The 11703-nt window shown below is 40.6% G+C and carries 9 protein-coding genes and 1 pseudogene; 7 read left to right on the top strand and 3 right to left on the bottom strand.

All coding sequences use genetic code 11. The features are described 5' to 3' along the window. Positions 1–108 precede the first annotated feature (108 nt). Positions 109–1635, top strand: a complete 1527-nt coding sequence (gene lysS, locus AC5JMF_RS05530; RefSeq protein ID WP_495794725.1) for a lysine--tRNA ligase — start codon at positions 109–111, stop codon at positions 1633–1635. 311 nt (positions 1636–1946) lie between these two features. On the opposite strand, the gene AC5JMF_RS05525 is transcribed toward lysS, so the two are convergent. From AC5JMF_RS05525 to AC5JMF_RS05515, 3 genes are all read right to left on the bottom strand, one after another. Then, positions 1947–4073, bottom strand: coding sequence for a dynamin family protein (locus tag AC5JMF_RS05525; RefSeq protein ID WP_495794722.1), 2127 nt, complete (start codon positions 4071–4073; stop codon positions 1947–1949). Between the two features lie 138 nt (positions 4074–4211). Further along, positions 4212–6296, bottom strand: a complete 2085-nt coding sequence (locus tag AC5JMF_RS05520; protein ID WP_495794724.1) for a dynamin family protein — start codon at positions 6294–6296, stop codon at positions 4212–4214. A gap of 13 nt (positions 6297–6309) precedes the next feature. Then, positions 6310–6636: a hypothetical protein gene (locus AC5JMF_RS05515; protein ID WP_495794721.1), complete on the bottom strand. Its 327-nt coding sequence runs from the start codon at positions 6634–6636 to the stop codon at positions 6310–6312. Between the two features lie 363 nt (positions 6637–6999). On the opposite strand from AC5JMF_RS05515, the gene AC5JMF_RS05510 reads away from it, so the two are divergent. From AC5JMF_RS05510 to AC5JMF_RS05485, 6 genes and pseudogenes are all read left to right on the top strand, one after another. Beyond that, entirely contained in the window at positions 7000–7584 is a 585-nt protein-coding gene (locus tag AC5JMF_RS05510) for a Uma2 family endonuclease (protein WP_495794720.1), read from the top strand. A 175-nt stretch (positions 7585–7759) separates the two neighbouring features. Further along, positions 7760–8737, top strand: a complete 978-nt coding sequence (locus tag AC5JMF_RS05505) for a cysteine synthase A (RefSeq protein WP_495794719.1) — start codon at positions 7760–7762, stop codon at positions 8735–8737. Positions 8738–8854: 117 nt separating this feature from the next. Beyond that, positions 8855–9196 (top strand): (2Fe-2S) ferredoxin domain-containing protein, encoded by a 342-nt coding sequence (locus AC5JMF_RS05500; RefSeq protein WP_495794718.1) that lies wholly within the window; start codon positions 8855–8857, stop codon positions 9194–9196. After that, positions 9189–9284, top strand: a pseudogene (locus tag AC5JMF_RS05495) (IS607 family transposase); the annotation flags it as partial. The gene AC5JMF_RS05500 and the pseudogene AC5JMF_RS05495, both read left to right, overlap by 8 nt. Positions 9285–9346: 62 nt before the next feature. Continuing rightward, entirely contained in the window at positions 9347–10522 is a 1176-nt protein-coding gene (locus tag AC5JMF_RS05490) for an RNA-guided endonuclease InsQ/TnpB family protein (RefSeq protein ID WP_495794717.1), read from the top strand. A gap of 194 nt (positions 10523–10716) precedes the next feature. Beyond that, a complete protein-coding gene (locus AC5JMF_RS05485; protein WP_495794716.1) occupies positions 10717–11589 on the top strand; it encodes a DUF5331 domain-containing protein in 873 nt (290 codons plus the stop codon). Positions 11590–11703 lie beyond the last annotated feature (114 nt).

Genomic DNA, 11703 nt, shown 5'->3' with positions numbered 1-11703 from the left:
AGTCCCCAGTCCCCAGTCCCCAGTCCCCAGTCCCCAATCCCCAGTCCCCAGTCCCTTTTACTTTTCCAGGCATCTATAATTAATCTTGCCCTATTTAGTCTCGTTACTATGTCGGAAGAAGATATCCGTGCCGCAAGGCTGGAAAAAGTAGACCAGATCAAGCAACTAGGGGCTAATCCCTATGCCTATGGTTGGGAGTCTACTGATCATGCAGCGAATTTGCAAGAAAACTTTGCCGATTTACCTAATGGTGAGGAAGTGAATTTAGAAGTTGCCATTGCTGGACGCATTATGGCACGTCGTGTTTTCGGTAAACTGGCTTTTTTCACCTTGCAAGATGAAACTGGCGCAATTCAGCTTTACTTAGAGAAAAATCGCATCGACGAAGGCATGGCAAATATTGATTCTGATGCCTTCAATCATCTCAAGCAACTCACAGATGCGGGTGACATCTTAGGAGTTAAAGGTACTATTAAACGGACTGAAAAGGGCGAATTATCAGTTTACGTCAAACAATACACCATCCTAACCAAATCTCTTTTGCCCTTGCCTGATAAATGGCATGGGTTAACGGATGTTGCTAAGCGCTACCGTCAGCGCTATGTTGACTTAATTGTAAACCCCGAAGTCCGGCAAACCTTCCGCCGTCGCGCCCAAATTACTGCTGGTATTCGTCGCTATCTGGAACATCGGGATTTCTTAGAAATTGAAACACCAGTTTTGCAAAGTGAAGTTGGAGGTGCAGATGCACGCCCGTTCATCACTTACCACAACACTTTAGAAATGGAGTTGTATTTACGAATTGCCACCGAACTCCATCTCAAGCGGTTGATTGTGGGTGGTTTTGAAAAGGTGTTTGAGTTGGGGCGAGTTTTTCGTAATGAGGGAATTTCAACTCGCCATAATCCCGAATTTACCACGATTGAAATTTACCAAGCCTATGCCGACTATAACGATATGATGGCGTTGACGGAGGGCATTATTACTACTGTTGCTCAAGAGGTACTTGGTACGTTGCAAATTAACTACCAAGGAGAACCTGTAAATATGACACCACCTTGGCGACGGGTGACAATGCATGATTTAGTTAAAGAATATACAGGTTTAGATTTTAACTCGTTCTCAACTCTAGAAGCCGCAAAAGCAGCGAGTAAAAGTACTGGGCTGGAAGGTATAGAAGATGTACCATCGATTGGTAAACTCTTAAACGAAGCTTTTGAGCAAAAGGTAGAAACTAACTTAATTCAGCCTACTTTTGTCATTGACTATCCTGTAGAAATTTCACCCTTGGCAAAACTGCACCGTTCTAAACCTGGTTTGGTAGAACGATTTGAATTATTTATAGTCGGACGGGAAACTGCGAATAGCTTCTCAGAACTTACCGATCCCATTGAACAAAGAGAACGCTTAGAACAACAAGCTGCCCGTAAAGCTGCTGGGGACTTAGAAGCACATGGCGTAGACGAAGATTTTCTGACAGCCTTGGAATACGGAATGCCGCCTACAGGTGGTTTGGGTATTGGAATTGATAGATTGATCATGTTATTAACCGATTGTGCCAGTATTCGGGATGCGATCGCCTTCCCCCTACTCAAGCCAGAAAAAGCAGAATCGTCGCCAGAATCAACGATTTAGCAGACTGGCGTTGAGATAATTCCATAGCAAGCGTTCGTAGTGAAGTACCTACACTTCCCTTCGGGTAAGTGTAGGCTTCCCGTCTCATTAAAATTTCTCCCTTGTCCCCCTTCGGGTGACGCTCGCAAGCTCGCTCTAAGCGAAGCTATGCCGCAGGCTTTACGCTGCGCTAACGCAGTCGCCTGCGGAGGGAAACCCTCCTTTACTCGCTGTCTCACCGCGTCTCCCTATCTCCGCGTCAGCCAAATCATAAGTCTTTAAACGGATATGATATTATGCCCTGCGGGAAGCCGCTGCGCGTCTAAGGCAGTTTAATTTTGAGTAGATAATATTGTGTAAGCTTCGTTAAATTGATGCATCTTCTCTTGAGCTTGTTTTTGCATCTGTGGTTGATTTACAAATAAATCAGGATGCCATTTTTTAACTAAAGTTCGATAAGCTTGTTTCACCTCAGCTAAAGAAGCATTCGGCTGCAATCCTAAAATACTATAGGCGCGAGTTAGCTGATCTTTTTCTGCTTGAGTTTTAGGTTGTTTAGGTGCTTGATTTGTCTGCTGTTTTTTGCCAGAATTATGCATTTGCGCTTTCATTCTAGCGATTTCTTCATCAAGTTCCCAAGCTCGAAATTTGGCCTCTACCTCTTCTGGCTTTGGTGATGGAGATTCTACAGTTTTTTTAGTATTATTGACAGTAGTTTTTTCTGGTTGTGGCGAATATTGCCAGGTAGTATTTTGATGTTTTGCTATTTCTTGATAAGGCTGATATTGGGAATTTATTCCTGCTTCTTTTAACTTCTGCAACAATTGATTAAAACCATTTTGTAACCGTTGCAAATCTTCATACTTGTTGGCGATTTCTAGTGGTTCTTTGGTGGCTTGAAAGCGAATTACATTTTTGGCTTTTTGCTCATATTCAGCCAAAATTGATAAACCTTGACTACTAAAGCGATCTAAATAATTTTCGGTTGCGGCTATACAAAGTGCAGCAACCTGCTGATGATAAGATGCTTTTGCTGATTTCTCATCTTGTTCTTGAATATTTTTGTTTAACAAATAAGAAATACTCCCAACAACAGCAGCACCTACAGGCCCACCCAATAACCAACCAATCCCACTACCCACTGCAATTGAACCAGTTTCACTCAAGCTATCAGTATTACTTGGCTGCGGAGGTAGCGTTATTTGTGGTTCGCTAGGAAAGGGGATTAATAAATCTTCTGGTTGTTCTTCCTGGAAAAATTCGTAAGCTTGATAAAGCCATTTTACTATAGCTTGTTGTAAGTCTATTAGGTCTTTTTTCAGAGTATTTACTTGCCAAGACCTAAAATTATTTTCTGCTAGCGCGACGGCAGCATCAGTTTGATATTTAGTCAGTAAGTTAGTTAAAGTTAGCCAATTACGTAACTCTTCTACACTAGCAACGAAGCCTTTAGTAATTAAGTTGGCTGCTTTTTGTTTGATTTCAATTTTAGCTTTTTGTTTATCATTAAACGACTCAATTTCACTAATTAGAGGGTCAATTTTAGCTTTAAATAATAGTTGAATTTGAGATGCGATCGCCTGCACTCTTGGCAAACGCACACTACCACGATTTGGGTGCAAAATACCCACAATATTTTGTAAAGCTGCTTCAAAAGCTGCTAAGCCGCTACTATTAGCTTCGGCTACATCTCCTTTTAATCTAGCCCTCAAAGCAGGTAAAGCATCAACACGATATAAATTACTAAAACCTGATGGTAATTCTGCTCGAAAGCTTTCAGCAACAAATAATAACCGATTTTGAACTTGTTTTTGTTCTTCAGGTTCGAGTAAGTTAAGAAAATTGGCGACAAAAATTACTGTTTTAATGCCGCGATCTAATAACCAATCTCGCAGGTTTTCACGCTCACCCAAGGTCATTAATTTACGTGCATCTAATAACTGTATTACTAAATCTGCACTTAAAAGGCGATCGCGCACTAAATTATCTTGTTCTTCTCTGTCATTTGTACCAGGTAAATCTACAAATTCTACACCCGTTTCTAAAAAAGGATGGGGACAAAAAACCTCTACGGAGGTTACATCTTGTCGCATCTGGCGATTACCATCAAGAACTGCGAATTTTTGTAAAATTTCTGTGCCGCTGCGATCAATTTCTGTACTATCTACTAACATGATGCGAGTTCGTACCTCTGAGCCATACTTGACGGTAATTGCTGCACCTGTTGTGGGGATTAAATCAATTGGTAATGTCCGATTGCCTAGCATGGCATTTAATAAGGTGGATTTGCCATGATTAAATGGGCCAAAAACCGCAATCTGAAAGTTAGGATTAGTTAAATAATTATTAATAGCAAGTATGTCTTGATATATTTGCGATTTACTTTCTAAGTTCAGTAATGCAGATGCGGCTTGGAGAGAGTTTATTAAGTCTTGATAAGTTTTATCCTGTTGTTGCATGATAGTGTAAAAAGTTCACGCAGAGGCGCAGAGGCGCAGAGAGGAAAATGAAAAATCAGGCTTTGTAAGAGGTTTAAACTATACATTTAGTCATTTGTGTTACCAAAGACAAATGACTAACGACGGTTACTATGTGAATTAGTCGCTGTAGTAAGCTAATAAGTTACTATATGCAGCTTCAATTTTTTGTAATTGAGCGATTATTTCTTCCTGCAAGGCTTTTAATCTTTTTAATTCGCTTTCTCGATTAATTTCACGTGTTTGTTTCTGTTTGACTAAGTTTTCTAATTCAGATTTGCGAGAGTTAATATCGTCGTTGATGCGTTTGCTTACTTCTCTTTCGTAGGAGTTGAAGCATTCTTTTACTGCATTGTATACGGTTTTTGATTGTTCATTGGCGACTTCGGGTAGGTATTTTACTAGTTCTTTTTTGGCGGTTTTAACTAACTCTTTACGCGCTTGATCTGCTTGTAGAAAGCCTACTCCTAAACCTAGTAATGCGAACCCAATTGGGCCTAAGAAAACTCCTGTGACTGCTGTTAGAATGCCGCCAATGCCAATCACGGTGAAATAGTTTAATAAGATATTTTTCCAGTCAAACCCAGCGCCAGCTAGTGCTACTCCAGCTAAGTTGCCCTCGGATAACGATAACAATCCCATTGCCCATTTTGCCCATGTAGGGGAGTTATCGTGTTCTGTGCTATTGTTAGCGTTGATTTTAACTGTTTGACCAGTTAATTTTTCTGTAATCTGATCTGTAACTTGACTGTAAGAAGCACCATATTTGGCAGCACTGCGAGAAAGTTTTCTAAAAGCTGCATCGATATCTTTTTCGGCGGTTAAAGTCCAAGCAGCAGATTTATCGGCAATGTATTGTTCAAAGGCTTTTTGTAAGGCGTTGTTAAATGCTTCTCGTTTACCGCTACTGAGAAAATCAAGTAGATTTAGTTCTGGTTGATAACGCAAAAAATCGGTTTCAAAGGTGTTACCTAAGTTTAAAACGTAGCTGCGAAAAGATTCGGATATTTCCCTTGCTTGAGAATCTCTGGTGTTAAGAATTTCTTTTTGAAATTGATCGCGGATACCTGTGAGTTTGTTGAATTCTGGTTCTACTGATTCAATACGTTTTTTCAATTCATCAACATCTTGATCAAGTAAGGGAATACGTCTGGCTATGGCTTCACGGGTATGATTTACGGTTTGTCTAGCTAATGTTCTCACTTGACGTAATTCTGCGATCGCACGTTCTCTTGTAAGAAAAGTATTCAACGCTCCCATGAACTCTACAAAGCCTGTACCATCTAATTCAGCTTCAGGATTCTTCAAACGTCGTCTTAATGCTTGAATCGATGACAACTCAAATACACGTTCATCATAAATGTTCTGTCCATCTACATGACAATATTCTGATAAATTGGCTGTGAAAACTTGTCGCAGCCTGTCTTCTGCTGCTGTTAATTCTTCTATATCATCGGGATCAATCAATGATTCTCGCACCTGATCCCAAGCATTAATTAGGAAGAAAACCGTCAATCCTCTACCTTTTATATAATTTTCTAAATAGCGTCGTTCACCTAAAGTACAAGGTTGCGACGCCCTCATCACAAACAGAATTGCATGACAATTGTTTACATAGCTTAAAGATAATTCGTTACGCGCTTCTGTGTCATTTAATCCCGGACTATCAACAATTTCAATTCCTTTTTCTAGTAGCGTTAAAGGATACTCAACTACTGCATAATCAACGTCAGGAAATGCTTGTTTTTTCTCTTGCTCTAATTTTTTAGCCTCTGCTGGGTCAATTGTATATTTATGTTTAAAAGTTTGAAAATCTAACTGTTGTGGACTTTTACCATCGTTAAAATGAATCGTAACTTTCTTTTGCGAACCGTAGCGTAAAATCGTTAACACCGCTGTACAGGGGTTAACATCGCTTGGTAATAAATTTTCACCAATTAAAGCATTGAGAAACGTACTTTTACCCCGTTTCATATCGCCTAAAACTAAAAGACGAAATACACCTTCTTTGAGGTTTTTGCTGGCGATCGCAATATCTTCAATGTTTCGTTCTAAACTGAGTTTACCTGAAGACGCTTCTCCGGCTAACTCAGCCTGATTAATTGTTTGGGCAATTTTATGCAAACATTCAGAAATATCCGATCGCACCTGAGCAACACGCTCTAAATCTTGGATAAATTTATCAGCTGCTACTTGTTCTACCATCATCGCACCTTAATTAACGAGTATTTATTTGAGAATCAAAGAATAGTTTATAAGATACAAAAGTCAGAGCTGCTACAATAATAATCCCAGCCAATATTGCTGCTATTCTGACAGCAATCAACACAGTAACACCAATAGCGATAAGCTTCGCACCCAGAATAAATTTTTTCATCCATGGCTTTTGAGAGTTTGGCTGTTGATGCTTCACAGTTTGATAAAAAGGCGCATCAGGATCATGGATCTTAGCTTCCATTTCCCGGAGTCGCAGTTCCATTTCTCGTTGTCTTAGTAGGCGTTCTCGTTGTTCGAGTTCCTCGTGGCGATCGTTTTGAGATGTCATCGGTGTCCACCCAACTTAGGACTATGAATTGATATCAACACTTATTTAGGGATTTTTGTGTATATTAACTTACATAAATATGGTTTGACTACACTAAGATTGCGATTTTGCTCTTGATTGCCTGTAAAAACGAAGCTAGAGGTTAGATTCCATGACATCCACTTGCGTTTCGGAAATTTACAATTGTTATTTATTTTTAGAGCGATCGCAAAATTTAAGCAAATAAACAGATTTAAAATACTCTTTCAATGCATACTAAACTGATATAAAAAAAGGAAATGCTCTCTCACTAAAATCAAGGCTTGCGTAAAAATAAAAAATAACAGTCAACTTAGTAGACAGCAAGAACAGTAGGAAATTATCATGTTTTCATCCCCTTTGATTGTGCGAATTCCCCCTTCAATGCAAATGACAGATGAGCAGTTTTTCGAGTTCTGTCAAGTAAATCACGACTTACGCATTGAGCGCAATCAATTTCAAGAAATATCAATTATGCCCCCCACTGGTTCCGAAACAGGCAATCGCAACTTTAATTTAGCTGGACAGTTGTATGTTTGGTCAGAACAGGATAGTACGGGTATTTGTTTTGACTCCAGCACAGGATTTAAATTATCAACAGGTGCAGAACGCTCGCCAGACGCATCTTGGATTAAGTTAGAAAGATGGAACACTCTCTCTTCAGAACAACAGCAAAGATTCGCTCCCATCTGTCCAGATTTTGTCCTTGAGTTGAGGTCGCCTTCTGATCATCTCCAAACCTTGCAGGAAAAAATGGCAGAATACATGAGAGAGCCAGGAATACAGCTAGGTTGGCTAATTGACCGCAAACATCGCCAAGTCTATATTTATCGTCCCGGTATGCCAACAGAATGCCTGGAGAATCCTACCACAGTCAGTGGCGATCGCATCCTACCAGGATTTATCTTGCACATGAGTAAAGTTTGGTAGTAGTGTCTCACATCATAGTTGGCTAATCACTGATCATCAAAACCTCCCCGCGTCTGTCTACACTCCGCGTACCTCTGCGTTTAAACTTCCGACATAAATAAAATTTGCTATAGCGTATATCAAAGGCAAATTATACGCCAAAATTTTTATAGGCACTCATTAAATCAACTCAAATATGGATATTAAAAATGGCTTCATAGGTACCGTTGGGAACACACCATTAATTCGCCTCAACAGCTTTAGTGAAGAAACAGGATGTGAAATTCTCGGTAAAGCCGAATTTCTCAACCCTGGCGGTTCCGTGAAAGACCGCGCTGCACTTTACATCATCCAAGACGCAGAAGAAAAAGGTTTACTCAAACCTGGTGGTACAGTTGTGGAAGGAACCGCTGGTAATACTGGCATTGGACTAGCACATATTTGCAACGCCAAAGGTTACAAATGCCTAATTATTATCCCCGATACCCAATCACAAGAAAAAATAGATGCATTGACAACACTAGGGGCAGAAGTTCGTCCCGTTCCGGCTGTACCCTACAAAGATCCCAACAACTACGTCAAGCTATCTGGCAGAATCGCATCTGAGATGGAAAACGCCATTTGGGCGAACCAGTTTGATAATTTAGCTAACCGCCGCGCTCACTACGAAACCACAGGAGCAGAAATTTGGGCACAGACAGATGGTAAAATTGATGCATGGACGGCTGCAACTGGTACTGGTGGTACCTTTGCTGGTGTGGCGTTGTATCTAAAAGAACAAAACCCAGCGATAAAATGCATGGTTGCAGATCCTTTGGGTAGCGGGCTTTATAGCTATATCAAAACTGGCGAAATCAAAATAGAAGGAAATTCCATCACCGAGGGTATTGGTAACAGTCGGATAACAGCAAATATGGAAGGCGCACCCGCTGACGATGCTATCCAGATAGATGATACAGAAGCCTTGCGAGTCGTTTACCAATTACTCAACAAAGATGGTTTATTAATGGGCGGTTCAACGGGTATCAACGTCGGCGCAGCTGTTGCCCTAGCCAAGCAGTTGGGGCCAGGACACACCATCGTCACTATCTTATGTGATAGTGGTTCTCGCTACCAATCGCGAATATTTAACCGCGAATGGCTAGCTTCAAAAGGATTAGTTATTGGTCATTAGTTATAGCAACCGCCAAAGTGATTAGAACATAAACTGAAGATAAAACCCTGATATCAACAGACTTTCAAGCCTGTTCCCTGCTATAGATACCAACAACTCAAAAATAGCAAAAAACTAATGTCAAACGTTACTCAATCATCACATACCCCAACAATAGACCAATCTTCTGTTCCTAAATGCGTGCGTGTGTGCCAAAATCGCACTTGCAAAAAGCAAGGTGCAGCAAAGGTATTAAAAGCTTTTGCGGCTTTGCCAATTCCTGATGTAACGGTGACAGCTAGTGGTTGTTTGGGGCAATGTGGTAACGGGCCAATGGTACTGGTATTACCCGATATGGTCTGGTATAGCGGTGTTCAACCTAATGAAGTATCTCTGATGGTAGAACAGCATCTGTTGAATGGTAAAAAAGTCAACCAAATGCTCTATCATCGGTTTCATGCTCAGGGTTTGAAACTGTAACTTAATTCCTGATCACATGTTGTCATTTAATTACGCTCGTGTTAGCAGTCACGACCAAAAAGAAGATTTAGTACGCCAAGTGCAAGTAGAAGCAAGAAAAACAAGAAATTAATTGATGGCATGACTCAAGTAGTTAAGGAGGTAGTTTAAATGTTGCTAGGTTTCAAGACTGAATTGAAACTGAATAATCAGCAACGCATAGCATTAATGAAGCATTGTGGTGTAGCTCGTCATGCTTGGAATTGGGGACTCGCATTAACAAAGCAAATACTCGACCATAACAAAGATAATCCCAATTCCAAGATGAAATTTCCAACTGCAATTGACCTACATAAATGGTTGGTGGCATTGGTGAAGTCTGAGAATGAATGGTATTACGAATGTTCTAAAAGTACACCACAGCAAGCATTAATGGCGTTGCGTGAATCTTGGAAACGTTGCTTTCACAAGACTGCTGGTGTTCCTCGTTTAAAGAAAAAAGGTAAGCGAGATTCTTTCACACTGGAAGACTCAGTCAAAATCAAAGGTAGTAACAAGATTCAAGTACCTGTTATTGGTGTTCTCAAAACCTATGAACGACTACTACAGGGATTAACTAAATCTGCAACAATTAGCCGCCAAGCTGACAGATGGTTTATTAGTTTCAGGTTTGATGTAGAAACTGAAGATTCTGAACATACAGACATTATCGGCGTTGATCTAGGTGTGAAAAACCTAGCAACTTTATCAACAGATGAAATAATTATAGGAGCTAAGTCGTACAAAAAATATGAAGCAAAATTGTCTAGAATGCAATGGTTGAATCGGCATAAAATTACTGGTTCAGCTAACTGGAAAAAAGCACAGATGCAGATAGCCAGACTGCATACAAAGATTGCCAACATCCGCGCATATTCATTGCATAAGCTCACCACACTACTAGCCAAGAACCACGGCACAATAGTGATAGAAGACCTCAATGTATCAGGAATGTTGGCAAATCATCAGCTGGCTAAAGCAATAGCTGACATGAGTTTCTTTGAGTTCCGTAGACAACTGACCTACAAGTGTGAACTGTATGGTTCCAAGCTAGTTGTAGTTGACAGATGGTTTCCCTCTAGCAAGACTTGTTCAAATTGTGGAACCAAAAAAGAAACACTCACTTTAAGCGAGCGAGTGTTTGAATGTTCCGAGTGCGGTTTTGTGATTGACCGCGATTTGAACGCTGCAATCAATTTGAGCCACTGCGTTGCCGGGGTTCCCCCGGTTGTAGCAAGTGGCGTGAGCCACTGCGTTGCGGAGGTTCCCTCCGTTGAAGGAAGTGGCGTGAGCAAAGCTGTCAGTTAGACAGTGTTAGCCTGTGGACTGGATAGTGCCGACACTACCAGAATGAAGCAGGAAATAAACGAAACTCAAAGCAATCAAAATAGTTCTAGTTATCTTGTATAGAAAAGAGTATTGTTGAATAGTTTTGAGCAGGTTTTATGTAACGGATAAAGGCAAGTAATCATACACAGGTCTGCACTATTGCGAGGCATCCGATGAACATTCAGCAGCTGCGTCAATCTCTAAAACAGAAGTGGCTGAGTTACTACGAGCAAAATTGCCCTTGGTTAGTCAAAATGCAAATTTGGGGCACTTACGATGGTCTGCGACGCCCTTCGTCTGGTTTTATTTTGGCAACATTGTCTGTTTTAGAACCGCAATTTGATCAGATACTTTCTTTCATCATGGATTTAAATAATAATCCAGATAAGATAGTCGTAGCTTTAGGACTGAATTTCGATCCGGCTAAAGAGCTAGGTTTAATCAAATCAGAACATTCTACACAGACAAACCAGGTAGAAAAGGAGTCTGTTCCAGAAAAACCTTATGCATCGGTTGCACCTCCTGTAAAGGTGACTCCCCAGTTTCCTGTCAAGGTGTTGCACTCACCAAAGCCGTCTAACGGTTTATCACACGCACCATCTAAGATTACTAGCAATGCTCCTGTGAAAATACCACACTCTAGTTTACTGCGAGAACAGCAACAAGTGCGATCGCTCCTGATCACCACCGAGTTACCCAGCAAAGTAGAAGATAATGGTAAAAAAATGCGATCGCTAGTAATTACCACCGAGATTCCTGCTAAAGTTCAAACACTACCATCCCCAGCATTAACTAACGAAATTTCCCGCAACGGTAAACACGCAAACGTACAACTAAAAGATATTTCTCACAAACTGCATCTGTTAAGTAGCACCAACGAAAATTCTCAACCTACTTTAAAAATTCCCAGGATGGGTGAGACACTCGTCCCACAGAATCATCCCAAAATTATCCAACACCCCACCAATGCCCGTAGTCTTGCATCATGGGTAGATGAATTTTGTCATGGTACCGAATTGCATCGAGAAGAAGATATTTTTATTTAAGGCAATATTTCAACTAAAACAATTCCCAATTCTCCACACTTGTTTTGTCAAAGACGCTACGTGTCGCTTGCTTAAGCGTAAAGGTACGACTTCGCTCAGTACAAGTTCCCCATT

The sequence above is a fragment of the Desmonostoc vinosum genome (assembly GCF_059505385.1).
Note: the sequence above shows the minus strand (reverse complement) of the source record. Positions and strands in the feature narration are given on the sequence as shown.

Bases quoted from the DNA above. Each gene is read 5' to 3' on its own strand.
- AC5JMF_RS05505 (WP_495794719.1), top strand. From the start codon at position 7,760: ATGGATATTAAAAATGGCTTCATAGGTACCGTTGGGAACACACCATTA.
- AC5JMF_RS05485 (WP_495794716.1), top strand. From the start codon at position 10,717: ATGAACATTCAGCAGCTGCGTCAATCTCTAAAACAGAAGTGGCTGAGT.
- lysS (WP_495794725.1), top strand. From the start codon at position 109: ATGTCGGAAGAAGATATCCGTGCCGCAAGGCTGGAAAAAGTAGACCAG.
- AC5JMF_RS05525 (WP_495794722.1), bottom strand. From the start codon at position 4,073: ATGCAACAACAGGATAAAACTTATCAAGACTTAATAAACTCTCTCCAA.
- AC5JMF_RS05515 (WP_495794721.1), bottom strand. From the start codon at position 6,636: ATGACATCTCAAAACGATCGCCACGAGGAACTCGAACAACGAGAACGC.
- AC5JMF_RS05500 (WP_495794718.1), top strand. From the start codon at position 8,855: ATGTCAAACGTTACTCAATCATCACATACCCCAACAATAGACCAATCT.
- AC5JMF_RS05490 (WP_495794717.1), top strand. From the start codon at position 9,347: ATGTTGCTAGGTTTCAAGACTGAATTGAAACTGAATAATCAGCAACGC.
- AC5JMF_RS05520 (WP_495794724.1), bottom strand. From the start codon at position 6,296: ATGGTAGAACAAGTAGCAGCTGATAAATTTATCCAAGATTTAGAGCGT.
- AC5JMF_RS05510 (WP_495794720.1), top strand. From the start codon at position 7,000: ATGTTTTCATCCCCTTTGATTGTGCGAATTCCCCCTTCAATGCAAATG.